We start from the raw sequence: 23,774 nt of genomic DNA, 5'->3' as shown, positions 1-23,774 counted from the left end.
GAGTCGGCTTGCCGGCGACAGGCCGCAAAGCGGCCTCCTTCACCGGCCTTCAGGCAACTCGATCACGAACCGCGTCCACTCATCCTTACATTCCGCCCGAATACTCCCGCCATGGGCCTGCACGATCGACCGGGTAATCGCCAACCCCAACCCCGCGTGCTCGCTGCTGCCTTCCCGCCTCGCCGGGTCCGCCCGGTAAAAACGGTCGAACAAGCGCGGTAACGCCGCCGCTTCTATCACTGCGCCAGTATTGGCCACGCAGATCCGCACGCCTGGCTCCAGCGTCACGCAGATCTGCCCGCCAGCTGGTGTGAAGCGCAGGGCATTGTCGAGCAGGTTGGACAGTGCCCGGCGCAGCATGTGCCGATCCCCCCGCAGCGTCGCTTCCCCCTCGCGCAACAGGTCTACTTCGCCCTCTTCGGCCAGCGGACCGTAGTACTCCAGCAGTGCATCCACTTCCTCGTGCAAGGCCAGTGGCGCCTGGCCCGGTACCAGCAAGCCATGGTCCGCCTTGGCGAGAAACAACATGTCGTTGATCATCTGCGCCATCCATTGCAGCTCCTCCAGATTGCCGTGCAAGGCTTCGCGGTATTCCTCAAGGCTGCGTGGGCGGGTGAGGGTGACCTGGGTGTGCGTCAGCAGATTGGAAAGTGGCGTGCGCAGTTCATGGGCAATGTCGGCGGAAAACGCCGACAGGCGCTGGAAGGCGTCATCCAGGCGTTGCAGCATGGCATTCACGGTGCTGGCAAGCGCTGCCAGTTCCTCGGGCATCTGCTCCGCGGGCAGGCGGGTGGTCAGTGAGCGCGCCGAAACGCTGTCCGCCACCTTGCCCATCTGACGCAATGGCTGCAATCCGCGGCGTGCGGCCCAGGCGCCTAGCAATGCCGTCGCCAGCGCCGACAGGCCCACGGTCAGCCAGATCAGGCGCTGCATGCCCTGCAGGAAATGCTGGTGGTGAGTGATGTCGAGGAACAGTGTCAGCCGGGCGCTCTCGTTCAAGGGTACCGCCAGGCTGCGGTAGTCGACCCCCTCCGCATGCACGGTCGCCAGGCCCGTGCCAGAGGGGGCTTCGGGCAACGGGCTGCGGCTGGCGTACCACGGTGCGCCATCGCTGCCGGTGATGCGCAAGGCCAGGTCGGCCTGATGGCTGAGCTCGTTGCGCAGGGCGGGTAGCCGGTTTTCCAAGTCGCCGGGGCCGTTCAGGCCGGCGAGCTGGGTGCGAAACAGCGACAGGCGCGATTCCAGCAGTTGCTGGTCCAGTTCGATGAAGTGCTGCTTGCTGGCGTGGTTGAACAGCAGGCCCGCGCCGAGCGAAACGGCAGCGGTGCAGGCCGCGAACAGCAGCGCCAGGCGGTTACCGAGGGAGAGCCTGCGCATCAGTCATGGCGCTCTTCGAGCACGTAGCCCATGCCACGCACCGTGTGGATCAGCTTGTTGGGGTGGGCGTCGTCGATCTTCAGGCGCAGACGGCGGATAGCGACTTCGATGACGTTGGTGTCACTGTCGAAATTCATGTCCCACACCTGTGAGGCGATCAGCGATTTGGGCAGCACCTCGCCCTGGCGTCGCAGCAGCAGTTCGAGCAGGGCGAATTCCTTGGCGGTCAGGTCGACGCGCTGGCCAGCACGTTCGGCGCGGCGACGCAGCAGGTCCAGGCGCAGGTCGGCCAGCGTCAGGCTGGTGTCCTGGCTGGGGCTGCTGCCACGGCGCAGCAGGCTGCGTACCCGGGCGAGCAGTTCGGAGAAGGCAAAGGGTTTGACCAGGTAATCGTCGGCCCCCAGTTCCAGGCCATGCACACGGTCCTCGACGGCATCGCGGGCCGTGAGGAACAGCACCGGCGTGTCCAGGCCGGCCTGGCGGACTGCCTGGAGAATCTGCCAGCCGTCGCGGCCGGGCAGCATCACGTCGAGGATCAGCAGGTCATGATCGCCGGTCAGGGCCAGGAACTGGCCGGTTTCGCCATCGGCGGCCAGCTCGGTGGCAAAGCCGGCTTCGTTGAGGCCCTGGCTCAGGTATTGGCCGGTGCGGGCCTGGTCTTCGACGATCAGCAGTTTCATGCAGTGTCCGCAGTCTGGGTGGGGGCGCGGTCCTTGTAGGAGCGGCTTTAGCCGCGAATGCGTGGGTGGCTTCACTGCACATTCGCGGCTAAAGCCGCTCCTACAGAGGCGGTGTAATGGCTGAAATGATACGTGACTATGTTCAGCGTCGCCTAAGCTGACAAAGTTGTAATCTTCCCGTCAGGTCGCTGCCAGTCAGCCCTTCTTAAAATGACCTCATCCCCGCTGTATGCTTTGGAGTCATCATGAAACACCTGTTCATCGCCGCCGCTCTTGCCCTCGCAAGCCTGCCCGCCCTCGCAGACAGCGGCAAAACCTTCGCCTTCGGCGAGCCGGCCCCGGCAGCGAAGGCCACGCGCACGGTCGAGGTGGTGCTCAAGGACATTTCCTTCGAACCCAGCAACCTGCAGGTCAAGGCCGGTGAAACCGTGCGCTTCGTGCTGATCAACGAAGGCAAGCTGCCTCACGAATTCAACCTGGGCGACAAGGCCATGCACGCCGAGCATCAGAAGGAAATGCTCGCCATGCAAGGCAAGCTCTTCACCGCAGGCATGAACCACGAAGGCATGGACCACGGCCAGATGGGCCATGGCGCCCATGGTCACGACGCGGGCAACACCGTGCTGGTGCAACCCGGCCAGCGGGCCGAGCTGACCTGGACCTTCCGCAAGTCCGCGCCCATCGAGTTCGCCTGCAACGTGCCGGGGCATTACCAGGCCGGTATGGTGGGGCCGCTGACCATCGAGTGACTTGCGCTCCAAGGCAGAGGGTAAAAACGGTAGAATAGGGGCAATTCCGAACCTTCAGGTCAGTTTTCATGCATCCTGCTGCCGAACACTCTCCGCTGGGCAAGTCCAGCGAATACATCGCCACCTACACGCCTTCGCTGCTGTTCCCGATCCCACGCACGGCCAAATGGGCCGAGCTGGGCGTGACCGCCCAGACCCTGCCGTGGCAGGGCGTGGACTACTGGAACTGCTTCGAGCTGTCCTGGCTGCTGCCCTCCGGCAAGCCGGTGGTGGCGATCGGTGAGTTCGCCATTCCGGCCGACTCGCCGAACATCATCGAGTCGAAGTCGTTCAAGCTGTACCTGAACTCGCTGAACCAGACGGCGTTTGCTTCGATCGATAAGCTGCGCGCCTGCCTGGAAAAGGATTTGTCGACAGCCGCTGGCAAGCCTGTGGGCGTGCAGGTGCGCACCCTGGCCGAGGTCGAGGCGCAAGGCGTGGTGGCGTTGCCGGGGCAGTGCATCGATGCCCTGGATGTGGCCATCAGCAACTACGAAGAGCCGCAGCCCGAATTGCTGCGCTGCAACCCGGAGCGGGTCGTGGAAGAAACCGTGCACAGCCACCTGCTCAAATCCAACTGCCCGGTCACCGGCCAGCCGGACTGGGGCAGTGTCGTGGTGGAGTACAAGGGCAGGGCGCTGGACCATGCCAGCTTGCTGACCTACCTGATCAGCTTCCGCCAGCATGCCGACTTCCACGAGCAATGCGTGGAGCGGATCTACCTGGACCTGAAAAACCTGCTGCAACCGGAGCATTTGACGGTGTATGCGCGGTATGTGCGCCGCGGTGGGCTGGACATCAACCCCTATCGCAGCACCGGGGCGATCAGCCCGAAGAACCTGCGCCTGGTTCGTCAGTAGTTTTCAGTGTGACGAGGGCCGCTTGGCGGCCCATTCGCAGGGCAAGCCCGCTCCCACAGGTTCTGCGCCGCCTTTGAAAGCGGCGCAGACCCTGTGGGAGCGGGCTTGCTCCGTGCGGCTTCAGATACCCATGCTGTGCAGCGAGTTGGCGATGCTGCGCAGGGTAGCGGTCAGGTCGGGGTGATCGGCCTCGAAGCGCTCGATCGCCAGGTTCACACCATCTACCAGGTTGTTGTCCGGCGTGGCTTCTTCGAGTTTGAGTTGCGCCTCGATCTGTCTGGCTTCTTCGTGGAGCGCGGCGAGCTCCTCATCCGTCAGCGGGACATTTCTATCCAGTTGCTCGCGCAAGCTGTTCAGGCGCTCTTGCAATTCGCGGGCAGGCATTGGTTGTTCTCCATCAATGGCTTGGCAAGGCATGGACCTCAGCGAAGCGGCAAAGGTTCGTGCCTGTCTCCAAGCGTAATCCACTTGCGCTCGCTTTGCATGATCCGCATCAATGGCATCGCGTCAGGGCTTCTCGCCTTTGCGGCGGCGCTGGGCGATGTCCAGCAGGCAAGTGTCCAGCGCCTCGAGGTGGTCGATTACCGAGTGTACGCCCAGGCGAAACAATTCCAGCGTGGCCTTGCCGCGGGCCAGCTCCTGTTCCTTGGGACTCATGGCCTGCCATTGCTGTGAACCCAGGTCGCAGGAAGGGCTGCAGGCGGCCAGGCCGATGGTCCACAGCCCTGCATTGAGCCCCGACTGCAGCAAGGCAGGTTCACCGCTGACCAGCACGCACCCATCCAGTCGGTCACTGGCCAGGGCCATCAGGGCCTGCCAGCAAGCATTGGGTGCCGGCCAGCGCACGCCATTGACTCGCTGGCCGGGCAACCAGTCGGGCAGCACGCCGGCCAGGCGCTGGCTTTGTGCGCTGCTCAGGTCATCCAGCCAGATGCAAGGCACTTGCTGACGGCGCAAGCTGGCCAGCGCTTCAAGGGCGCCAGGGGCGGGCAGTGGGCTGCCGCTGGCGGCCTGGACCAGGCAGCCGCGCAGGCCGAACAGCACAGCGGTGAAGGCGGATGCATCGTGCATGGCAACTTCCCTGAAATAGTCCGCAGGCTATTCGCTGATTGTTACGGTCCTGTGACGGCAACAGTTGTTCACAAAATATTGAGCAAAAATGTGTAAAGCTGTTTATCAGCCCGCAAGGCTCTATACTGCCGCCGTACCTGCAGTGCGACCCGTTGCGCTTGCGGCCAAGAAATTCGATGGAGAACATTTATGCGTAGGATCGGTGCCGACGTGATCAAGCGAATCACCCAGGCCTGTGTCTGTGCCAGCCTGTTGCTGGTGCCCGTGGCAGCCACCCAGGCAGCCACCGAGGAGGATCCCTGGGAGGTGGTCAACCGGCCAATCTTCCGCTTCAACGATACCCTCGACACATATGCCCTCAAGCCATTGGCCAAGGGCTACCAGGCAGTCACTCCGCAGTTCCTCGAGGACGGTATCCACAACATCTTCCTGAACCTGGGCGATGTCACCAACCTGGCCAACAACCTGTTGCAGTTCAAGCCCCATGCGGCGGGTGTGGACACGGCGCGGTTGATCGTCAACACCACCTTCGGCCTCGGCGGCTTCTTCGACGTCGGCACCAAGATGGGCCTGACGCGCAACGACGAGGACTTCGGCCAGACCCTGGGTTACTGGGGTGTCCCAAGCGGTCCCTACGTGGTCATCCCGCTGCTGGGCCCGAGCACCGTGCGTGACGGCCTGGCCAAGTACCCGGACACCTACACCAAGCCTTACCGCTATATCGACCACGTGCCGACCCGCAATTCGATCTTCGCCCTGGACGTGGTCGACACCCGTGCCAGCCTGCTGTCGGCGGAAAAGCTGATTCAGGGTGACAAATACATCTTCATTCGCAACGCCTACCTGCAGAACCGCGAGTTCCGGGTCAAGGATGGCGAAGTCGAAGACGATTTCTGATTCATGGCACAGCAAAAAAGGCGACCTTGGGGTCGCCTTTTTTGTCACTGTGATCGGCTTTCTTATAACTGCCAGTAATTTGCCCTTCAAACTGCGAGCGACTCGACCCTCGTATGCTTGAAACGCCTGGCGGATGGGAGTACCGTCTGCGCCTTACGAGGTACCTCTGCCGGTTGCCTGGCCACTGTTCTTGGCCTACAACTCAAGTAGAGCGTTACTACAAAGAATTCCAGCAGTCGGATGTCAGCCTTGCAGACGCCCCTGCATCACCCCAAATCGGCGCCGTTCGCCCACATGCAGAAAATCAGTGCAACGCTGCTGATCATCGATGATGACGACGTGGTCCGTGCGAGCCTCGCCGCCTATCTGGAAGACAGTGGCTTCAGCGTCCTCCAGGCCGGCAACGGCCAGCAGGGGCTCCAGGTCTTCGAAGAACACCAGCCCGACCTCGTGATCTGCGATCTGCGCATGCCGCAGATGGGCGGCCTCGAATTGATCCGCCAGATCAGCGAGCGTGCCCCGCAGTTGCCGGTGATCGTGGTTTCCGGTGCCGGCGTGATGAGCGATGCGGTAGAGGCCTTGCGCCTGGGCGCCGCCGATTACCTGATCAAGCCGCTGGAAGACCTTGCCGTACTCGAGCATTCGGTGCGCCGAGCGCTGGACCGTTCGCGCCTGGTGCTGGAAAACCAACGCTACCGAGACAAGCTGGAAGCGGCCAACCGGGAGCTTGAGGCCAGCCTGCACCTGTTGCAGGAGGACCAGACCGCCGGTCGCCAGGTGCAGATGAACATGCTGCCGGAAAGCCCTTGGGTGGCCGGCGAGTTTGCCTTCGAGCACCAGATCATCCCGTCGTTGTATCTGTCTGGCGACTTTGCCGACTACTTCCGCGTGGATGAGCGGCGCATTGCCTTCTACCTTGCCGATGTTTCCGGGCATGGCGCATCGTCGGCGTTCGTCACGGTGCTGCTGAAGTTCATGACCACCCGGTTGCTCTTCGAATTCAAGCGCAGCAGCAAGCTACGCGAATTCAAGCCCTCGGAAGTGCTCAGCCACATCAACCGCGGGCTGATCAACTGCAAGCTGGGCAAGCATGTGACCATGGTTGGCGGGGTGATAGACGAGGAAACCGGGCTGCTGACCTACGCCGTGGGTGGCCACCTGCCGCTGCCGGTGCTGTATAGCCCGGGCCAGGTGCGTTACCTGGAAGGCCGCGGCCTGCCGGTGGGTCTGTTCGAAGAGGCGACCTATCAGGACCTGGTGATCGAGCTGCCGTCGCAGTTCAGCCTGAGCTTGATGTCCGATGGCATTTTGGACCTTTTGCCAGGTGACACGCTCAAAGATAAAGAAGCTGCCTTGCCGGATATCGTCAAGGCATCAGGTGGTAGCCTGGATGGGCTGCGCCAACGATTCGGATTGGCTACGCTTGGGGAGATGCCGGATGATATCGCCCTATTGGTGTTGAGCAGGAACCTTCAATGAGTACCGGTAGAATTCAGTTCGCCGAGCAGAGCGGTACCTTCGTCCTGAAGTTCGTTGGCGAAGTGCGTCTGACCCTGTGTTCGGCGCTGGATGCGACGATCGAGAAGATTTTCACCGCGCTGAACTTCTCGGCCATCGTCATCGACCTTACCGAAACCGAAAGCATCGACAGCACCACCTTGGGCCTGCTGGCCAAGCTGTCGATCCTGTCGCGGCAGAAGGTTGGCTTGTTGCCCACCGTGGTCACGACCAACCCGGACATTTCTCGACTGTTGCAGTCCATGGGCTTCGATCAGGTGTTCAACATCGTCGATCGCCCGGTGCCTTGCCCGGAATGCCTGACCGACCTGCCATCCCAGGACCAGAACGAGGATGTGGTGCGTTCCAAGGTGCTGGAGGCGCACAAGATTCTGATGGGCTTGAATGATTCCAACCGTGAAGCCTTCCATGACCTGGTGAGCGCGCTGGAGCGGACCTGATCGAGAGCCTGCACCGGCCTCATCGCCGGCAAGCCGGCTCCCACAAGGAGCGCGCTATCTTCTGGCCTGTGATTTACCTGTGGGAGCTGGCTTGCCGGCGATGAGGCCAGCAAAGCCCCTACAAAACTCCCCTATTCAGTCTTTCGTCGGCGCAAACTCGGTCGCCTCACTCCCATCAGCGCTGAGCTGAAACACCCGCGCCGGCCGCCCCTGTTCATCGAAGAACACGTGCCCCAACCCAGCCCCGTTCCACAGCCGCTCCCCAGCCTTGCTGTGGCTAGGCGTGCGCGGCACCACCTCCATTTCCCGGCGCTTGGTGAACCAGTTGAGTGGCGAACGCGGCGAATAGAGCCAGCGGTTGAGCCGGTCCAGCACATCCAGCAAACGCCGCGGAAACTCGTTCTTGATCCCGCTGCTGGTCACCTGCCACAGGTGCGGGCTGCGCTGGCGGTGGCGGATCAGCACCTCGTAGACGAACGAATAGTGCACATCGCCTGACAGGATCACGTAGTGCCCTGGCGTGCGCGAATGGCGGAAGATGTTCAGCACCACCTGCGCGGCACCGCGATGGGCCATCCAGTTTTCGGCATCTACCAGCAACGGGTAGCCCAGCCAACTGAATACCCGTTGTACCGTCTCGATCAGCTTCACCCCGAAGATCGGCGCTGGCGAGACGATGATCGCCGAAGGGTGATCCAGCAGCGCTTGCTGCAGCTCGCACAACGCCTCCCAATCGAGCAGACCGGAAGGTTTGGCCAGGTCGCTTTCGCTGCGCCAGCGGCGTGTGCGCGTGTCCAGCACCAGCAGCGGCGGGTTGCTGGGCAGGTTGAATTGCCAGCCCTGGAAGCGCAGCAGGTCGTCGATCAGCGCATCATGGGGTTGGCTGCCCAGCTGCAGGCATTGTTCGACCAGCCCCTGGCAGCCCACCGGGTCGTTGCCCCAGCCCTGGCACAACAGATAGCCCAGCAAGGCATTGCCAATGATGCGCCGTGAAAATGGGTGGCCGTAGGCGGTTTCTTCCCACTGCGCCGACAGGTTCCAGTCGTCGGTGATGTCGTGGTCGTCGAAGATCATCAGGCAGGGCAGGTGGGCCATTACCCGCGCCACCTGGCCGAGGTGGCTGGCGAACGCCTCGATCAGCGGCAGCTCCTGGCGGTAGCGCGCCTGGTGCGCATCGGCAAGCCCCGTGGGCATCTCAAGGTCGATCAACTGCCAGGGCGTGGGCGACCAGACCAGCAGGTACATGGCCATGACCTCGGCGAGGGTCACCAGGTGGTTGTCGGCGTTGCTGGAGGAAAAAATCGGTTTGCGCTTGCCGCCGAAGAAGCGTTCGCGCAGGTTTTCATTGCGCGCCTGGGCGGGTAGCAGGTCGGCGCGATGGTAATAACTCGCTGGGTGGCGATAGAGCGCCTGGCTATCGGCGACCACTGCGCCTTGCAGGTGCTCGTCGAACAGGTCCAGGCGTTCGATCAGTGCATGAATCGCCCGCAGCATTGGCCCTGCGACGTCGTCGGCATAGACCTGATCGCCCGTCATCAGCAACACGGCGGGGCGCTCCTGCGGGCTCTGGCAGGCCTGCAGCAGGCGGTCGGCGCAGAGCAGTCCATCGCTGGCGGGGTGGTGCGGCTTGCGGCAGGAGCCGTGCAGCAGCTGGTCCAGGCGGCCACGCAGCACCAGGCTCGGACGCTGGCAGCCAGGGTAGAGCAGGTGAGGGGCCCAGTCGGCAATGCCCTGGCCATCGATGCGCATGTCGTATTCGAGGGCGACGTCGCGGGGCAGGGGCTGGCTGAAGTGAATGTCCAGCAGGTGGATAAAGGCGCGCCGGCCTATGGGAACGACCTGGCAATCCACCTTGGCCGTGCCGTCCATGATGAACTCGGGTTGCAAGGGTTGCGTGCCGACCAGCCAGATGGCCAGGCGCTGGGGCTCCAGGCGGCGCAGTACCGGGCCGGCGAGAACAAGGGGCAAGGAGGTGGGGGAAGTCATCGACAGCTCTGGTGGGCCTGGAATTCAAAACAAGCCTGGTGAAACGAAAACGGGCGGAAAATGCTGAACACTTCCCGCCCGTCTGGCAATCCCGAGATGTATCAGGCTTTGTCAGCCATCAGCTTCTCCAGCTTCTCCTGGTCCCGGGCAAACTGGCGGATACCTTCGGCCAGTTTCTCGGTGCCCATGGCATCCTCGTTCATCGCCCAGCGGAACTGGCTTTCGCTCAGCACTTGTTTGCCTTCGCCGGCATTGCCAGGCTTGAGCACCCGTGGCAGCTCGCCCTGATCATCGCTCAGCTGTTGCAGCAGTTCCGGGCTGATGGTCAGGCGGTCGCAACCGGCCAGTTGTTCGATCTGGCCGATGTTGCGGAAGCTGGCGCCCATGACCACGGTGTCGTAGCCATTGGCCTTGTAGTAGTTGTAGATGCGCGTCACCGACTGCACGCCCGGGTCTTCGGCGCCGACGTAGTCCGTGCCGGTGCTTTTCTTGTACCAATCGTAGATACGGCCCACGAACGGCGAGATCAGGAACACCCCGGCATCGGCGCAAGCCTGGGCCTGGGCGAAGGAGAACAGCAGGGTGAGGTTGGTCTGGATGCCTTCTTTCTCAAGCTTTTCGGCGGCGCGAATGCCTTCCCAGGTGGAGGCCAGCTTGATTAGCACGCGGTCTTTCGAAACCCCGGCGGCCTCATACAGCCCGATCAGCTGACGGGCCTTGTTCAGCAGCGCCGGCTCGTCGAACGACAGGCGTGCGTCCACTTCGGTGGAAATACGCCCCGGAATGACCTTCAGAATGCCCGAGCCCACTGCCACGGCGAACTTGTCGCAGGCCAGGTCGACATTGCCCTTGGCGTCGGCTTTCACCTGCTTGAGCAGTTCGGCATAGCCTGGGATGGCGGCAGCCTTGAGCAGCAACGACGGGTTGGTGGTGGCATCGACCGGCTTGAGGCGGGTGATGGCGTCCAGGTCCCCGGTGTCGGCGACCACGGTGGTGAACTGCTTGAGTTGTTCCAGCTTGGAGGTCATGGGCGTGCTCTGTCCTGTGCGTTTACTCGACATTACCCGAGCCCCAGCGGGCGCTCAAGGGGCCTTTGGGGCGGGGGCGAATTGTCGAAGGTGATGATTCGAGTCACCAGTCAGCGCGAGGTTCCCAGGCGTTCGCTTTGGATGTTGTGGCGCCCATGAGATCGAGCGCCGCGCGGGCGGCGCTCGATCTCACAGGCGCTGAAGAGGTTGTGACAATCACCAAGCGGCCTAGCGCTGCAATACCGCCAAGCCCATTACCGCCCCTGCAACAACTCAGCCGCCTGGTCAAACACCACCAAAGGCTCCGCCGCCTTGTGAATATCCGCCGACAGCAACTGCCGGAACCGCCGCGCCCCCGGGAACCCTTGCCCAAGCCCGAGAATATGCCGAGTAACGTGATGCATCGCCCCACCACTTTCCATATGCGCCACGATATACGGCCGCAACTGCGCCATCGCCTCACTGCGGCTTACCACCGGCGCATCGCTGGCAAACAGCTGCTGATCCACCTCAGCGAGCAGGTAAGGGTTGTGGTAAGCCTCGCGCCCCAGCATCACCCCATCGAACGTCTCAAGATGCGCCTGGCACTCCGCCAAGGTCTTGATGCCGCCATTGAGCACGATCTCCAGGTCCGGGAAGTCGGCCTTCAACTGTGCTGCCACGTCATAGCGCAGCGGCGGAACCTCACGGTTCTCCTTGGGCGACAGCCCCTCCAGAATCGCGATTCGCGCATGCACGGTAAAGCTGCGGCAGCCCGCTTCACGCACCTGGCCGACGAAGTCGCACAGCTCGGCGTAGCTGTCGCGGCCATTGATGCCGATGCGGTGCTTGACCGTTACCGGCGTCGATACCGCATCACGCATGGCCTTCACGCAATCGGCCACCAGCGCCGGGTGCCCCATCAGGCAGGCGCCGATCATGTTGTTCTGCACCCGGTCGCTCGGGCAGCCGACGTTGAGGTTGACCTCGTCGTAGCCAGCCTCTTCGGCCAGGCGAGCGCAGGCGGCCAGGTCGGCCGGCACACTGCCGCCCAGCTGCAGGGCCAGGGGGTGCTCGGAAACGTCGTGGCGCAGGAAGCGGTGGGCGTCGTTGTGCAGCAGGGCGCCGGTGGTGACCATTTCGGTGTAGAGCAGGGTGTGCTTGGACAGCAGGCGCAGGAAGAACCTGCAGTGCCTGTCGGTCCAGTCCATCATCGGGGCAACAGAAAACCTCCTGACTACCGGGTCGCCTGGGTTTTTTGGGCTTTCTGCTTGTTTCTGTAGCATTTCTAACTCTCGGTCAGTTGCCGCTTTGTTCCTGTTCTTTCCGATTTTGCTACTGCCTTTGCTGCAATGAAGCAACTCAAATCAGTTGTGTAGCAAACCCATGGGAACCATAACGCAGCGCAAGCGCAAGGACGGGTCATCTGGCTTTACCGCCCAGATTCGCATCATGAAGGAAGGGAGGGCAGTTTATCAGGAAAGCCAGACGTTCGACCGCAAGGCGACGGGAACCGCTGCCGCTCCTGGCAGCCCAGCAGGATCAGACCGAGTACGGCCTGTCCGACTGCTTGGCCAACATCGCACTGGATGGCCCTCTTGGGGGGCGACCCGCACTCCGTCGGCGGTGCGGTCAGTGATGCATTGTGCTGACGCCTCGCCACTGAGGCCCCGAAAGTTGATATCTCGCTAAATGCTGACGCAGCCGCGCGCTCAACTGATGCCGGCAGGCGCTGATCTCGGCCGAACTGTATCGATCGGCAGAGCAGCGGGCGCTAGACGAGATCCGCCCATCATTGGCCGGCGAGCGCATCGCCAACATCGCGGACTTGAAGGCTGAGCGTGAGCCGCAAGCAGGCGGAAAGGGCAGTCCGTGGTGCGATCGGTATTGAGAGGGATCAGATTCGCGCACGCACCAGCGAGATCGACACGTTGCTGGAAAGGAACGGCAATCTTGGCATAGGGATCGAATAGGTAAAAATTTGTTCTCAACCATTGGGTGAAAAGCCGCCTATCTGTATTGCTCAGGTAGGCGGCAGTTTGTTCATGGGGTGAATATTTCTGGTGCGTGCACCTTCGCCCAGGTTGCAAACTCTTCGCTCATCTTCTCGCTAGCGTATTCCGAATAGTGGAATACCTGGTCCCTGAAAATGGGCATTCCTTCCAGAATCATCGAGCACCTTCCGGTTTTGCAGAACAGTTCATTTTGGTCAAAGAACTGGACTTGAGGATGCAATCGAAGGATTTCGTCCATCAGAGGTTTGAAACTTTTGTTGATGGCTTCCTTTTTGTCTATTCCAGTCGTGCAAGATTCGATCATTCCTGATGACATCGGCCTGACGAAGCATTTTTTAATGTCGTAGTCAAACGTCATGTGAGGGATAAAGATAATAACCTTGATGTTCTGGCTGAGCAGATAGTTAACGCGTTTTTCGACGGATTTTATATAATCGCCGTAAGGCTCTTTGATAAGGCCGTCAATGATCGCATATTTTACGGTTCCAGCCTTCTTCACCACATCGAAGATGAACGCTTCTTGGCGATCTGGGCGATAGCCGGTGCATGGGTCTGTTCCACCAAGTATGGTCTTGTCGGAGTAGTCAGGTGACCCGACACCACACGTTCCCAGAGACAGTACGGTATTTTTGTCGAAGTCTTTGTTGTGCGCTAGGCCAGGGTAGAGGTGATTGACGTAGCTGTTACCGAATAGCAGCAGCGTTGGGTTTTCATCTTTGTTGGTGGAGCAGAACCACCAGCCAAAGTCCTTGGACTCCTCATAGGGATATTTCTTAAGGCATAGCTCATTGGTAGCATATTTCCATAGAGGCCCCGAGAACTGTGACAATGCCTTGTTCATGTTGTTGATGCTCGGGCGATCCGGCAAACCGCCGAGCTTGTATGTGGTAAATCCTAGAGCACCTACGGCGATCATGGCGATAGTAAGCGCCGTCGTCGTGAACCTATTACGGTTGCCTCTGATCGGCTTCTCGATGATCTTGTAAGTGATCCAGGCCAGCGCAAAGGACAGTACAACCATGGTGATTCTTATATTGCGCGCCGGAATGTCGCCCTCGATGATCCGTGCGAACGTCAACAGCGGCCAGTGCCATAGGTACAACGGGAAGCTGATCAGGCCGACCCAAACCAAAATCCTGTTGGAAAGAATTGTACGGTTGAGCCAGGATTGTGAGCCCGCCGCAATGATCAGCGCAGTGCCGACAGTGGGGAAAATTGCGCGCCATCCCGGGAACTGATCAGTCTTGGTGATCGTTGCCAAGCCGAAGATGATAAGCCCAAGCCCGATGAACGAAATGATGTTTCGGATCGTTTGACCATTCTCCGCAGGAGCCTGCCTATGGATGATTGCGGCTAGGAAATGGTCAACTGCATTATAGGCTTTCCCAAAAGATTGGATCTTATAGAGCGAAAGGTAGGCCAGAACGGAACCGATCAAAAGCTCCCAGCAGCGTGTTTGCGGCATGTAAAACGTGTAGGTCGGATTTTCCCTTACGTTCTCCAGGTTCAGAGTAAATGAAGCGCCAAGCAATAGCATGGCCACCGTCAAGAGATTGAAGTTGCGCTTCCAGGCCGCCCACATGATTACGGGCCAAAAAATGTAATACTGCTCTTCGATTCCCAGTGACCACAGATGCAAGAATGGCTTTATCTCTGCAGTAGTGTCGAAATATCCACTTTCGTTCCATAGAACAAGGTTCGATATGAAGGCTGATCCGCCAGCAATGTGTTTTCCGAGTTGCTGGAACTCATCGGTAAATAGCATAAGCCAGCCGAAGACATAGCTGACAAGCATCACAGTTATCAATGCTGGGAAGATTCGATTGACGCGTCGAGAGTAGAACTCTGGAATGCTGAAGCGCCCTCGGGCCAAGCCCTCCAGTAGGATCGTCGTGATCAAGTATCCAGAAATCACGAAGAAAATATCCACACCGATGAAGCCACCTGTTACCCAGGCAGGGAAGGCGTGGAAGCCAACCACGGACAGGACGGCAATGGCGCGCAGGCCATCTATGTCTGGTCGGTACTTCGTGCTGTCATGGGATTTCGTGGCGGCCCGGTTTATCGATTCAGCTAGAGACGTCATTGTTGATATTGCTCCGTATAAAAGCGACCCAACGGGCGCGCGCGTAGCTTACGCTTACGGGGCAAGTTTCAAAAGAAGGCAAACCGGCCAACGGCCATCATTATCGCTTCAGGTGACGAACAGCACTACTTTTACCCGCATTGAAATTTCGGAATGCTCCTCGCCGCGCCGGATCAGATGGCGGGCTGATTAACCCGCGCAGACAACTGCTCAGCACTCTCCTTACGCTCAGAATACCGATCCACCAGATAATCCTGACGATCGCGCAGCAACAGCGTGAACTTCACCAACTCCTCCATCACATCAACCACGCGGTCGTAGTACGCCGACGGCTTCATCCGCCCAGCATCGTCGAACTCCATATAGGCCTTGGGCACCGATGACTGGTTAGGAATAGTGAACATACGCATCCAGCGTCCCAGCACACGCAGCTGATTGACCACGTTGAACGACTGCGACCCACCGCACACCTGCATCACCGCCAGCGTCTTGCCTTGAGTGGGCCGTACTGCGCCAAGTGCCAGCGGTATCCAGTCGATCTGTGCCTTGAACACGGCCGACAGCGCGCCATGTCGCTCCGGCGAACACCAGACCTGGCCTTCGGACCACTGCACCAAATCACGCAGCTCCTGCACCTTGGGATGTTCGACAGGCACATCGTCAGGCAATGGCAGGCCAGAAGGGTCGAAGATGCGCGCCTCGGCACCGAAGTGTTCCAGCAGGCGTGCTGCTTCTTCCACCAGCAAGCGGCTGAAAGACCGTTCGCGGGTCGATCCGTAGAGCAGCAGGATACGGGGCTTGTGGTCGCTGCTGCGCGTCGCGGCAGGCTCCGTGTCGAAAAGCGAAAGGTCGAGGTTGGGCAGTTGTTCTGACATGGTTTTCCTCCTGCTCAGAGCGCGCCGATCCGCTCCAGCTCGCGCTTGAGCTGGTCACGGTCGAGGGCGTCGAAAGGCAGTGCAAAGAAGGCTTGGAAGCGTTTTTCGATATGGGCGAGTGTGGCGCTGAAGGCGGCGTCGATCGAGGCTTCGTCACCCGTGACATCGGACGGATCCTCCAGCCCCCAGTGGGCTTTCAGCGCGGGGCCGAAGTACACCGGGCAGGTTTCGCCAGCGGCCTTGTCACAGACGGTGATGACGATATCGGGCGGGTTGCCCTCGAAGGCGTCATTACCCTTGCTGCTGAGGCCTTCGGTGGAGATGCCGGCCTGTCGCAGGGTAGTGAGGCTGCGCGGCAGCACTTGGCCCTTGGGGAAACTGCCGGCGCTGATCGCCTCGAACCCAGGTGCCGCCATGTGGTTGAACAAGGCTTCGGAAAGGATGCTGCGGCAGCTGTTGGCCGTGCACATGAACAGGACTCGCATGGAAGGCTCCTCGCTTCAGGGCGGATTTCAGAGGCTCAGGCGCAGTGCCAGGGCCGAAAGTGTGATCAGCAGAACGGGCAGGGTCAGGAAAATGCCGACCCTGAAGTAGTACCCCCACGTGATCCGCACGCCTTTGCGTTCCAGTACGTGCAGCCAGAGCAGGGTGGCAAGGCTGCCGATGGGGGTGATCTTGGGGCCCAGGTCGCAGCCGATGACATTGGCGTAGATCATCGCCTCACGTACCAGGCCGTCTGCGCCGCTCGCCTGGATCGACAAGGCGCCGATCAGCACGCTGGGCATGTTGTTCATCACCGACGACAGCAGTGCCGAAAGCAGGCCGGTGCCCAGGGCGGCGCTCCACAAGCCCTGCTCGGCCAGTCGGTCGAGCAACTGCGTGAGGAAATCCGTGAGCCCGGCATTCTTCAGGCCGTACACCACCAGGTACATGCCGAGGGAAAAGATCACGACTTGCCAGGGCGCTTCGCGCAGGACGCGCCGGGTAGAGATCTTGTGGCCGCGGGCTGCGACCGCAAAGAGGATGGCTGCACACACGCCAGCCACTGCGCTGATCGGGATGCCCAGCGGCTCCAGCGCGAACAGCCCGACCAGCAGCAACAGCAGGGTCCACCACCCCACGACAAACGTGGCGCGGTCACGGATGACGGCATTGGGTTCCTGCAGCGCTTCAACGGCGTAGCGCCGTGGCAGGTCGCGACGGAAAAACAGGAACAGCACCAGCAAGGTCGCGGCCACGCTGGCCAGGTTTACCGGGACCATCACCGAGGCGTACTCAGCGAACCCCAGCTCGAAGTAGTCGGCCGAGACGATGTTTACCAGGTTGGAGACCACCAGTGGCAAGCTCGCCGTGTCGGCGATGAAGCCTGCTGCCATGACGAATGCCAACGTCGCCGCCGGTGAAAATCGCAATGCGACCAGCATCGACATGACGATGGGCGTAAGAATCAGCGCCGCACCATCGTTGGCGAACAGCGCCGATACGGCGGCGCCCAGCAGCACGCAGAAGGCGAACAGTCGGTAGCCACTGCCTTTTGCCCAACGGGCCACGTGCAGCGCGGCCCATTCGAAGAAACCTGCCTCATCCAGCAACAGGCTGATGATGATGACCGCGATGAAGGTCGCCGTGGCATTCCAGACAATGGCCCAGACGGTTGGGATGTCTTGCAGGGACACTGCGCCCACGGCCAGCGCGATGATTGCGCCCAACGCGGCGCTCCAGCCGACGCCAAGGCCCTTGGGTTGCCAGATGACCAGAATCAGGGTGAAGACGAAGACAGCGACAGCAATCAGCATGGGAAACTCGTTCGAAGGGTCAGCAACAGGCGGCGCGTACCGGGCGGTCGTCCATGTTCTGCAAGCGTGAGGCGTTTTCTTGCAGCCATTGGGCATTGGCCTGCAAGGTCACCTGGAGCATCTCGTGCACCCAGGCGGGCAGTTCCGGGTTGAGGCGGTAGTAGACCCACTGCCCCTGACGGCGATCGAGCAGCAGGCCGCTGCTACGCAGTTGCGCCAGATGGCGGCTGATCTTCGGCTGGCTGTCGTCCAGGGCGCACATCAGCTCACAGACGCACAGCTCGCCCAATCGGACGATGAGCAGCGTGGCTCGGGCACGGGTCTCGTCGGACAAGCTTTTGAAGACCTCAGGTGGGGTAATCATGGCGGAGCCCTTTGTATATGGATAATCGAATATATGAATATCCATATGTATTGGCAAGCAGTTTGATGGCGCTTGGTGACTGAGGTCGCGTATGTGAGGAGGGGACCTGTCAGGTCGATGGGGGCTGCCGCCTGATGGCCTTCAAGGATATCAAACTGGCGGCGTCTGTGATTGGGGCAGGTACGATCTCTCTCTAGACTCCCGGGAAGCGTGCGCACTGCGTCGCACAAGTCCCAATAACAGGAGCGCCTGATGAGCCAACGCGCCAACTTCACTCACATGAGTGACAGCACTGCCAATGACTGGGCCATTATTGCCCAGCATTTTCCCGGCTTTTCCGCCGGCCTGCCCGATCGAATTCTCGCCCACCTCAAGCTGCTAGAAGGCGATTTCGGTGGTTTTCCAGTCGACCGCCTGACCCATTCGCTGCAAACCGCCACGCTGGCCTACAACGCTGGCGAAGATGAGGAATACGTCGTTTGCGCCCTGTTGCATGACATTGGCGATACGCTGGGGGCTTACAACCACGCCGATATTGCCGCCGCGATCCTCAAGCCTTTCGTCAGTGCAGAAAATCACTGGATGATCGAAAAGCACGCGATGTTCCAGGGTTACTACTTCTTCCATCACTTAGGGATGGATCGGTTCCTGCGTGAGCAATTCAAGGATCATCCGCAATACCTGAGAACCCTCGATTTCTGCGCCCGCTACGACGCGGCGGCATTCGACCCGGACCGCGTGACACTGCCTCTGACGTTTTTCGAACCGATGCTACGCCGGGTGTTCGCCAAACCCAGGCAATCGCTCTACAAGCTGGAAGATTGCGCTGAATGAAACCTATCCGGGGGCACTAGAGGCCTTCCCGGAACGCATTGGGGGTCATGTCAAACCAGCGTCGAAAAGCGCGAAAGAAATTGCTCGGTGCCGAAAAGCCCAGAAGATACGAGATCTCCTGCAAGCTCATTTTGGGCTGGGCCAGGTACTGACTGGCCAGTTCGCGCCGAATGTCATCGAGCATCTGATGAAAACTCGTGCCCTCCGCCTGCAGACGACGCTGTAGCGTGCGCTCGGAGATGAACAAGGCCTGTGCGACCGTTTCACGTTTGGGCTCGCCCTGGGGCAATACGCGGCACAGGATCTGACGCACCTGATGGGTCACCTGCGTATCAGAGAATCGCTCGAGATAATTATTGGCAAAGCGCTCGTGCAACTGCGCCAGCGCCTCATTGGCCGTTGGTAAGGGCGCATCCAGGTCGGCGCTGTTGAACTCCATGGCGTAACGCTCGGCATCGAATTGCACAGGCCCCTTGAACACTGCACGGTAGGGTTCGAGGTCGACCGGCGCAGGTCCGCAAAAGCTGACGCGGCGCGGTATCAATGGTCGACAGGCCAACCAGCTGCAGAAGGCCAGGAAATAAGCCAACGAACCTTCAGCGCTTTCTTTGGCAGAGGGTAGGCGATCACCATGAATTGTCAGGGTCAGTTCGTGACCTTGCGCAGTGGGATGAAAACTGAAATCTGCGCCTTCGGCGATGATGCGTTGATAGCGGACAAGGCTGCTGATGCCCTCTTGCAAGTTGCAACTGGACATCAACGCATAGCCCACTACATGCAGAGAGGAAGGCCGAACCACACACGCCATGTTCAGGCCGATAGCGCGGTTGCCGGAACACGCCACCGACAACTGCCACAATCGCGTCATGTCATCTTGCGCGAAGCGTGCATCGGGGTCGCTCAATGCCGCGTAGGACATGCCCAGTTGCTCGAAAAGCCTGCGGCAATCGACATCCCCCATCTCCAATGCCTGAACAATGGTACTGGCCCAATGTGAAGATGTGGTCCGTTCGCTCATTCGGTGGCTCCCGCTCGATTCAGGCGCTGTAGTTCTACACCAGCGCCCGCGCGCGCGACAACACTGTCGCCACGCCGGCGTACGCAGGTTGCCCCGCAAGGCTATCACTCTGGCTGCCAAGGCGAGTTTCGATTCGGTGTCGCTTCGCTATGCTCACCCGGCACATAGCCAGCCCAAGGGTAATCTCGTGACGACTCCACTTGAACTGAATGCCGTAAAGGAACAGGTATCCGCCGTCGAATGGCAAGCACGTGTGGACTTGGCCGCCTGTTATCGCCTGATTGCACTGCATGGTTGGGACGATCTGGTCTTCACCCATATCTCCGCCAAGGTGCCGGGTACCGAAGACTTTCTGATCAACCCGTTCGGCCTGATGTTCCATGAAATCACCGCCTCGAGCCTGCTCAAGGTGGACTTGGCCGGTACCAAGTTGATGGACAGCCCGTTCGAGATAAATCCGGCCGGCTATACCATCCACAGCGCGGTGCATGAGGTGCGTCACGACGTCAATTGCGTGATACACACCCATACAGCTGCGGGTGTTGCCCTGTCGGCGCAAGAGGCCGGCGTACTGCCGTTGTCGCAGCAATCGATGTTCATTCTCGCGAGCCTCAGCTATCACGACTACGAAGGCGTTGCCCTGCGTGAAGACGAAAAAGCACGGCTGCAGTCGGATCTGGGAGAAACCAGCTTCATGGTCCTTCGCAACCATGGCCTGATGACATGCGGCACCAGCATCGCCGACGCTTTTCTGATGATGTTCACGTTCCAGCGCACCTGCGAAATCCAGTTGATGGCGCAAAGCAGCGGCGCGCGCCTGATCAACATTCCTCAATCCATTCTCGACGGTGCCCAGGCCATGATAAGTGGCACGATGCGCACCACCGGCATGGGCGGTGCGTTGGCTTGGCCGGCCCTGCTGCGCAAACTCGACCAGCACATGCCCGGCTATGACGCCTGACCGCACGCTGATACCTGACGCAGAGGACGCAAGGCACGCATGCTAACCTGACGGCACTTCACGCCCAGGCTCGAACGCCTATGTCCATTGCCGACAATCTGATTGCATTTACCTTCGCGGCCACGTTGTTGACCCTGACCCCAGGCCTCGATACCGCGCTGATCTTGCGCACCTCGACCGTCGAGGGCCGCAAGCAGGGGCTGCGCGCCGCGCTGGGCATCAATGCCGGTTGCCTGCTCTGGGGCGCTGCGGTTGCCTTCGGCTTGGGGGCATTGATAGCCGTGTCGCAGCTGGCCTACGACATCCTCAAGTACTGCGGCGCTGCCTATCTGGCATGGCTGGGGATGAACATGCTGGTACGGCCCCGGCAATCGCTGGGCGCTGTTGCAGCGCAGGGGCGATCAGAAGCCAACTGGTTCCTGAAAGGGATGCTGGGTAACCTGCTGAACCCGAAAGTCGGTATTTTCTACGTCTCTTTCCTGCCCCAGTTCATCCCGCAAGGCCAGCCGCTGGTGGCCTGGACGTTCGGCCTGGTCGGTATCCATGTGGCCCTGGGGTTGCTCTGGTCGATGGTCCTGATCGGCGCAACGCAGTCGCTTGCGGGTGTGTTGCGCCGGGAAAAGGTCGTCCAGTGGATGGACCGTGCGACAGGCCTGGTGTTTGTCCTGTTTGCCGCACGGCTGGCACTGAGCAGGCGATAACGGATCAGTTCTTGATGGCTGCGGTTTCCTGCACCCGCTCGTTCTTGTCCATCGGCAACTTGTCGAATTCGACCAACTTGCCATACGGGTTACCGATCCACCGCGGCGCAACGACGAACTGCGAGCTCACCAGGCTTTTCGCTGGCTCGTAGCGGTCATAGCTCAACCCGGCCAGGTCCGACAGCGTGTGAATCAGGTGCGAACTGCTGTAGGGCCGATTGACCATGGCCTGCAGATCACGCGGGTGAGCCGCCTGCCAGCTCGGGGAGGTCCACACCATGAACGGGATGGTGTACATCGGCCGGGTCGGCGCACCTTCGTTACGGCCCAGGCGGTCATGGTTGCCGGAGCTGTAGACATCCTCGCCATGGTCCGACAGGAACATCAGGAAGCCATTGGGCGTGCTGGCCGCATAGCGCTTGATCAGGCTCGACACCACGTAGTCGTTGTAGCGCACGGCGTTGTCATAGAAGTTGTAGGTCTCTGCCTGGCTGTCGCTCAGCGCGGCCGGCACGCCCTGACGGTCGTTGAAGTGCGCGTAGTCCTTCGGGTAGCGATAGCGGTAGTCCATGTGCGTGCCGAGCAGATGGATGATGATGAACTTGTTCTTCGCCGGGTCCTGCAGGGCCTTTTCGAAGGGCGCGAGCACCACGTCGTCATACTGACGGGCGTTCTGGCTGCGCTGGTTGTTCAGGTACACCGGCTCATCCGTCTGCTGCGAGAAGTTGGTGAGCATGGTGTTGCGCTTGGTCATGGTCTGCTGGTTGGTGATCCAGAAGGTCTTGTAGCCTGCCTGCTTCATCAGGTTGATCAGCGACGGATCGGTGAGGAAGCGGTCGGGGCTCTGCTGGTCGCCGAAGGTGAGGATCTGCTGCATGACCTCGATGGTGTAGGGGCGCGGCGAAACCACGTTGCGGAACACGGTCAGACTCTTGTCGCTGGCGGCCAGGGCGTCGAGGTTGGGCGTGGTGTCGCGGTTGTAGCCATACAGGTGCATGTGCTCGCGGGTGGTCGACTCGCCGAGGACCAGCACCAGGGTGCGGGGTGCGTCACCGCTGCTGTCCTGCAGCTGCTGCAGGGGCGGCAGGGCGGCGTTCTGGGCCAGCAAGGCCTGCATGTTGTCCAGCTGCTGGCGGTACTGCTTGTAGCCGACCAGCAGCTGCCAGGGCACCGCCGGCTCCATGCGTTGCTGGACCTTGTCCAAGGCATCGGCGAAGTTGCGTTCCTGCTTGACCATCTGCTTGTAGAACGGGAACACCAGGGTGGCGGCCAGCAACAGCACGACCACCGGCAGGCGGCTGCGCAGGGGCAGGGTGACCGGGCGCACGCGTTTCCACAGCAGCACGGCGCCCACGGTATACAGCAGCAACCCCAGCATCAGCCAGATATTGAAGTACTGGCTGAAGTACTCACCTGCTTCGGCGGTGTTCGATTCGAACATCACGAAGATCACGCTTTGCGAGAACTCCTGGCGATAGATACCGAAGTAGCTCAGGCCCACCAGCGAGGCAGCCCACAACACCAGGCCGATAACGGCTGCAGTGGCGCGGGTGAAGCGGGGCGCCAATAGCACCGGGACAAGCCAGAGGGTGCTGAGGAAGAGGGAGTTGCGAAAGCCTGCGAAACCGGTGGTGCCACTGAACAGCAGAAGCGCCTGGGTGACGCCGGAAAAATACCAGAAGAACAGCAGGAGCCAGCCCAGGCCGGCCCAGTCCACGCGCGCTGGCGAGGATGGGGATGCGGTGTTTGACACGTTTGCCTCGTAAAACCAGTAATTCATATGGCGGCCGTCAGGATCGGGCGGCTGCCGAGAGGCAGTGACGCTAAAGGGGCATGTGTGAAAATTACGTCAACGTGGCAAGTGAAAAGTCTTAACAATTCTTTGCGAAGAGGGGGGATTTTGAGGGTTCCTACACATTAAGAATCAGATTTTCCCTCTGTTTTGTAGTCCTTTTCTGAATCAAGCTTTGGGGCATTGCGGTGGAAAACTGAGCCCCCTAGTCTCGCTGGGTCGTTGCAAATTCAACGACCGGGTCTGCAAGCCCGAACTTGGTTTGGCCTCAGTTATCGATTGCTTTGAGCAATGGTGGCTGCGTGCGGGTGGTTTTCGGACCAGCCGGGCAATAGGCCTCCAAGTCCCGGTCTTGCAGGCCCGCACGTAGCCGCCACCCTTTCATCTGCAAGTGATCTGGCGACGGTCCTGACTGATTAATTACCACGAGGCCGCCATGCTCAAGATAGTCCCCGATCCACCTTATTCCCCCGATGCCTCCCACTACCTCGAAGACACGTTGATCGAGGCTACCGAATACGTGCTCTGTGGCCTGACATTGGCCCAGCACGCGATCACCACGCTACCCAAGTCGCCCGCCACCCTCATGACCCTCGCGGTGATGCATGAGATGGAAGCCGTACGCACGTTGCTGGAATCGGCGATTGCGCAGGTGCAGCTGAAGAGTCCCCGGCAGGTGCACACCTTGCATTGACGCACTGATGAAAA

23 protein-coding genes and 1 pseudogene are annotated in these 23,774 nt (G+C 60.5%); 10 read left to right on the top strand and 14 right to left on the bottom strand.

Annotation, left to right across the window (positions count from 1 at the left end):
* Positions 1 to 39 precede the first annotated feature (39 nt).
* Positions 40 to 1,377 carry a heavy metal sensor histidine kinase gene (locus ACIPZG_RS22890; protein ID WP_400717141.1) on the bottom strand — a complete coding sequence of 446 codons (1,338 nt, stop codon included), beginning with the start codon at positions 1,375 to 1,377 and terminating at the stop codon, positions 40 to 42.
* Positions 1,377 to 2,057, bottom strand: a complete 681-nt coding sequence (gene cinR, locus ACIPZG_RS22885) for a two-component system response regulator CinR (protein ID WP_400717138.1) — start codon at positions 2,055 to 2,057, stop codon at positions 1,377 to 1,379. Before cinR ends, ACIPZG_RS22890 begins: the two co-directional genes overlap by 1 nt.
* 245 nt (positions 2,058 to 2,302) lie before the next feature.
* Between cinR and ACIPZG_RS22880 the strand changes: the two genes are divergently transcribed.
* Together ACIPZG_RS22880 and queF are read left to right on the top strand one after the other, a co-directional pair.
* Positions 2,303 to 2,806 (top strand): plastocyanin/azurin family copper-binding protein, encoded by a 504-nt coding sequence (locus ACIPZG_RS22880; protein ID WP_400643429.1) that lies wholly within the window; start codon positions 2,303 to 2,305, stop codon positions 2,804 to 2,806.
* 68 nt (positions 2,807 to 2,874) lie between these two features.
* Positions 2,875 to 3,705, top strand: a complete 831-nt coding sequence (gene queF / locus ACIPZG_RS22875; protein ID WP_400717136.1) for an NADPH-dependent 7-cyano-7-deazaguanine reductase QueF — start codon at positions 2,875 to 2,877, stop codon at positions 3,703 to 3,705.
* Positions 3,706 to 3,825: 120 nt separating this feature from the next.
* On the opposite strand, the gene ACIPZG_RS22870 is transcribed toward queF, so the two are convergent.
* Both ACIPZG_RS22870 and ACIPZG_RS22865 read right to left on the bottom strand, forming a co-directional pair.
* Entirely contained in the window at positions 3,826 to 4,089 is a 264-nt protein-coding gene (locus ACIPZG_RS22870) for a DUF4404 family protein (protein ID WP_008099220.1), read from the bottom strand.
* A 123-nt stretch (positions 4,090 to 4,212) separates the two neighbouring features.
* Positions 4,213 to 4,776 carry a phosphonoacetaldehyde phosphonohydrolase-related protein gene (locus tag ACIPZG_RS22865; protein WP_400717133.1) on the bottom strand — a complete coding sequence of 188 codons (564 nt, stop codon included), beginning with the start codon at positions 4,774 to 4,776 and terminating at the stop codon, positions 4,213 to 4,215.
* Positions 4,777 to 4,965: 189 nt separating this feature from the next.
* Here ACIPZG_RS22865 and ACIPZG_RS22860 point away from each other — a divergent pair, with 189 nt between their 5' ends.
* The 3 genes from ACIPZG_RS22860 (at position 4,966) to rssC (ending at position 7,631) form a co-directional block, all read left to right on the top strand.
* Positions 4,966 to 5,673, top strand: coding sequence for a VacJ family lipoprotein (locus ACIPZG_RS22860; protein ID WP_400717130.1), 708 nt, complete (start codon positions 4,966 to 4,968; stop codon positions 5,671 to 5,673).
* Positions 5,674 to 5,967: 294 nt separating this feature from the next.
* Positions 5,968 to 7,152 carry a two-component system response regulator RssB gene (gene rssB / locus ACIPZG_RS22855; RefSeq protein WP_043274075.1) on the top strand — a complete coding sequence of 395 codons (1,185 nt, stop codon included), beginning with the start codon at positions 5,968 to 5,970 and terminating at the stop codon, positions 7,150 to 7,152.
* On the top strand, positions 7,149 to 7,631 hold the full coding sequence (gene rssC / locus ACIPZG_RS22850; RefSeq protein ID WP_008099230.1) for an anti-sigma factor antagonist RssC: 483 nt from the start codon (positions 7,149 to 7,151) through the stop codon (positions 7,629 to 7,631). The genes rssB and rssC overlap by 4 nt, the downstream gene beginning before the upstream one ends.
* A 135-nt stretch (positions 7,632 to 7,766) precedes the next feature.
* Here the strand turns inward: rssC and ACIPZG_RS22845 are convergent, their stop codons facing one another.
* The 3 genes from ACIPZG_RS22845 to dusA all read right to left on the bottom strand — a co-directional run bounded on the left by ACIPZG_RS22845 (position 7,767) and on the right by dusA (position 11,910).
* The gene (locus tag ACIPZG_RS22845; RefSeq protein ID WP_400717128.1) at positions 7,767 to 9,617 is read right to left on the bottom strand and encodes an alkaline phosphatase D family protein; all 1,851 of its coding nucleotides are present in this window, start codon (positions 9,615 to 9,617) and stop codon (positions 7,767 to 7,769) included.
* A gap of 101 nt (positions 9,618 to 9,718) precedes the next feature.
* The gene (gene tal / locus ACIPZG_RS22840; protein WP_400717125.1) at positions 9,719 to 10,645 is read right to left on the bottom strand and encodes a transaldolase; all 927 of its coding nucleotides are present in this window, start codon (positions 10,643 to 10,645) and stop codon (positions 9,719 to 9,721) included.
* A 254-nt stretch (positions 10,646 to 10,899) separates the two neighbouring features.
* Positions 10,900 to 11,910, bottom strand: coding sequence for a tRNA dihydrouridine(20/20a) synthase DusA (gene dusA / locus ACIPZG_RS22835; protein WP_400717123.1), 1,011 nt, complete (start codon positions 11,908 to 11,910; stop codon positions 10,900 to 10,902).
* Between the two features lie 100 nt (positions 11,911 to 12,010).
* Here dusA and ACIPZG_RS22830 point away from each other — a divergent pair.
* Positions 12,011 to 12,142, top strand: a pseudogene (locus ACIPZG_RS22830) (site-specific integrase); the annotation flags it as partial.
* A gap of 525 nt (positions 12,143 to 12,667) precedes the next feature.
* On the opposite strand, the gene ACIPZG_RS22825 reads toward ACIPZG_RS22830, so the two are convergent.
* The 5 genes from ACIPZG_RS22825 to ACIPZG_RS22805 all read right to left on the bottom strand — a co-directional run bounded on the left by ACIPZG_RS22825 (position 12,668) and on the right by ACIPZG_RS22805 (position 17,760).
* Positions 12,668 to 14,725, bottom strand: coding sequence for an acyltransferase family protein (locus ACIPZG_RS22825; protein WP_400717121.1), 2,058 nt, complete (start codon positions 14,723 to 14,725; stop codon positions 12,668 to 12,670).
* Positions 14,726 to 14,898: 173 nt separating this feature from the next.
* Positions 14,899 to 15,600, bottom strand: a complete 702-nt coding sequence (arsH, locus tag ACIPZG_RS22820; RefSeq protein ID WP_400717119.1) for an arsenical resistance protein ArsH — start codon at positions 15,598 to 15,600, stop codon at positions 14,899 to 14,901.
* 14 nt (positions 15,601 to 15,614) lie between these two features.
* Positions 15,615 to 16,085: an arsenate reductase ArsC gene (locus ACIPZG_RS22815; protein WP_400717117.1), complete on the bottom strand. Its 471-nt coding sequence runs from the start codon at positions 16,083 to 16,085 to the stop codon at positions 15,615 to 15,617.
* Positions 16,086 to 16,112: 27 nt separating this feature from the next.
* Entirely contained in the window at positions 16,113 to 17,396 is a 1,284-nt protein-coding gene (locus ACIPZG_RS22810) for an arsenic transporter (protein WP_400717115.1), read from the bottom strand.
* 19 nt (positions 17,397 to 17,415) lie between these two features.
* Entirely contained in the window at positions 17,416 to 17,760 is a 345-nt protein-coding gene (locus ACIPZG_RS22805; RefSeq protein ID WP_400717113.1) for a metalloregulator ArsR/SmtB family transcription factor, read from the bottom strand.
* Between the two features lie 252 nt (positions 17,761 to 18,012).
* On the opposite strand from ACIPZG_RS22805, the gene ACIPZG_RS22800 reads away from it, so the two are divergent.
* Positions 18,013 to 18,594, top strand: a complete 582-nt coding sequence (locus ACIPZG_RS22800; protein ID WP_400717111.1) for an HD domain-containing protein — start codon at positions 18,013 to 18,015, stop codon at positions 18,592 to 18,594.
* Between the two features lie 16 nt (positions 18,595 to 18,610).
* On the opposite strand, the gene ACIPZG_RS22795 is transcribed toward ACIPZG_RS22800, so the two are convergent.
* Positions 18,611 to 19,612 carry an AraC family transcriptional regulator gene (locus tag ACIPZG_RS22795; protein ID WP_400717108.1) on the bottom strand — a complete coding sequence of 334 codons (1,002 nt, stop codon included), beginning with the start codon at positions 19,610 to 19,612 and terminating at the stop codon, positions 18,611 to 18,613.
* A gap of 187 nt (positions 19,613 to 19,799) precedes the next feature.
* On the opposite strand from ACIPZG_RS22795, the gene ACIPZG_RS22790 reads away from it, so the two are divergent.
* On the top strand, positions 19,800 to 20,573 hold the full coding sequence (locus ACIPZG_RS22790) for a class II aldolase/adducin family protein (RefSeq protein WP_400717106.1): 774 nt from the start codon (positions 19,800 to 19,802) through the stop codon (positions 20,571 to 20,573).
* Between the two features lie 80 nt (positions 20,574 to 20,653).
* The gene (locus ACIPZG_RS22785; protein WP_400717104.1) at positions 20,654 to 21,274 is read left to right on the top strand and encodes a LysE family translocator; all 621 of its coding nucleotides are present in this window, start codon (positions 20,654 to 20,656) and stop codon (positions 21,272 to 21,274) included.
* A 4-nt stretch (positions 21,275 to 21,278) separates the two neighbouring features.
* Here ACIPZG_RS22785 and ACIPZG_RS22780 read toward each other — a convergent pair whose 3' ends face one another.
* Positions 21,279 to 23,027 (bottom strand): phosphoethanolamine transferase CptA, encoded by a 1,749-nt coding sequence (locus ACIPZG_RS22780; protein WP_400717102.1) that lies wholly within the window; start codon positions 23,025 to 23,027, stop codon positions 21,279 to 21,281.
* A gap of 475 nt (positions 23,028 to 23,502) precedes the next feature.
* On the opposite strand from ACIPZG_RS22780, the gene ACIPZG_RS22775 reads away from it, so the two are divergent.
* Entirely contained in the window at positions 23,503 to 23,760 is a 258-nt protein-coding gene (locus ACIPZG_RS22775) for a hypothetical protein (protein WP_400643021.1), read from the top strand.
* The last annotated feature ends 14 nt before the right edge of the window (positions 23,761 to 23,774 follow it).

It is taken from the genome of Pseudomonas sp. NPDC089395, from assembly GCF_044749525.1.
Taxonomy (GTDB): Bacteria; Pseudomonadota; Gammaproteobacteria; order Pseudomonadales; family Pseudomonadaceae; genus Aquipseudomonas.
Note: the sequence above shows the minus strand (reverse complement) of the source record. Positions and strands in the feature narration are given on the sequence as shown.

What these genes read in the sequence shown, in the direction of transcription:
- ACIPZG_RS22890 (WP_400717141.1), bottom strand. Translation starts at nt 1,377, where the DNA reads ATGCGCAGGCTCTCCCTCGGTAACCGCCTGGCGCTGCTGTTCGCGGCC.
- cinR (WP_400717138.1), bottom strand. Translation starts at nt 2,057, where the DNA reads ATGAAACTGCTGATCGTCGAAGACCAGGCCCGCACCGGCCAATACCTG.
- ACIPZG_RS22880 (WP_400643429.1), top strand. Translation starts at nt 2,303, where the DNA reads ATGAAACACCTGTTCATCGCCGCCGCTCTTGCCCTCGCAAGCCTGCCC.
- queF (WP_400717136.1), top strand. Translation starts at nt 2,875, where the DNA reads ATGCATCCTGCTGCCGAACACTCTCCGCTGGGCAAGTCCAGCGAATAC.
- ACIPZG_RS22870 (WP_008099220.1), bottom strand. Translation starts at nt 4,089, where the DNA reads ATGCCTGCCCGCGAATTGCAAGAGCGCCTGAACAGCTTGCGCGAGCAA.
- ACIPZG_RS22865 (WP_400717133.1), bottom strand. Translation starts at nt 4,776, where the DNA reads ATGCACGATGCATCCGCCTTCACCGCTGTGCTGTTCGGCCTGCGCGGC.
- ACIPZG_RS22860 (WP_400717130.1), top strand. Translation starts at nt 4,966, where the DNA reads ATGCGTAGGATCGGTGCCGACGTGATCAAGCGAATCACCCAGGCCTGT.
- rssB (WP_043274075.1), top strand. Translation starts at nt 5,968, where the DNA reads ATGCAGAAAATCAGTGCAACGCTGCTGATCATCGATGATGACGACGTG.
- rssC (WP_008099230.1), top strand. Translation starts at nt 7,149, where the DNA reads ATGAGTACCGGTAGAATTCAGTTCGCCGAGCAGAGCGGTACCTTCGTC.
- ACIPZG_RS22845 (WP_400717128.1), bottom strand. Translation starts at nt 9,617, where the DNA reads ATGACTTCCCCCACCTCCTTGCCCCTTGTTCTCGCCGGCCCGGTACTG.
- tal (WP_400717125.1), bottom strand. Translation starts at nt 10,645, where the DNA reads ATGACCTCCAAGCTGGAACAACTCAAGCAGTTCACCACCGTGGTCGCC.
- dusA (WP_400717123.1), bottom strand. Translation starts at nt 11,910, where the DNA reads ATGCTACAGAAACAAGCAGAAAGCCCAAAAAACCCAGGCGACCCGGTA.
- ACIPZG_RS22825 (WP_400717121.1), bottom strand. Translation starts at nt 14,725, where the DNA reads ATGACGTCTCTAGCTGAATCGATAAACCGGGCCGCCACGAAATCCCAT.
- arsH (WP_400717119.1), bottom strand. Translation starts at nt 15,600, where the DNA reads ATGTCAGAACAACTGCCCAACCTCGACCTTTCGCTTTTCGACACGGAG.
- ACIPZG_RS22815 (WP_400717117.1), bottom strand. Translation starts at nt 16,085, where the DNA reads ATGCGAGTCCTGTTCATGTGCACGGCCAACAGCTGCCGCAGCATCCTT.
- ACIPZG_RS22810 (WP_400717115.1), bottom strand. Translation starts at nt 17,396, where the DNA reads ATGCTGATTGCTGTCGCTGTCTTCGTCTTCACCCTGATTCTGGTCATC.
- ACIPZG_RS22805 (WP_400717113.1), bottom strand. Translation starts at nt 17,760, where the DNA reads ATGATTACCCCACCTGAGGTCTTCAAAAGCTTGTCCGACGAGACCCGT.
- ACIPZG_RS22800 (WP_400717111.1), top strand. Translation starts at nt 18,013, where the DNA reads ATGAGCCAACGCGCCAACTTCACTCACATGAGTGACAGCACTGCCAAT.
- ACIPZG_RS22795 (WP_400717108.1), bottom strand. Translation starts at nt 19,612, where the DNA reads ATGAGCGAACGGACCACATCTTCACATTGGGCCAGTACCATTGTTCAG.
- ACIPZG_RS22785 (WP_400717104.1), top strand. Translation starts at nt 20,654, where the DNA reads ATGTCCATTGCCGACAATCTGATTGCATTTACCTTCGCGGCCACGTTG.
- ACIPZG_RS22775 (WP_400643021.1), top strand. Translation starts at nt 23,503, where the DNA reads ATGCTCAAGATAGTCCCCGATCCACCTTATTCCCCCGATGCCTCCCAC.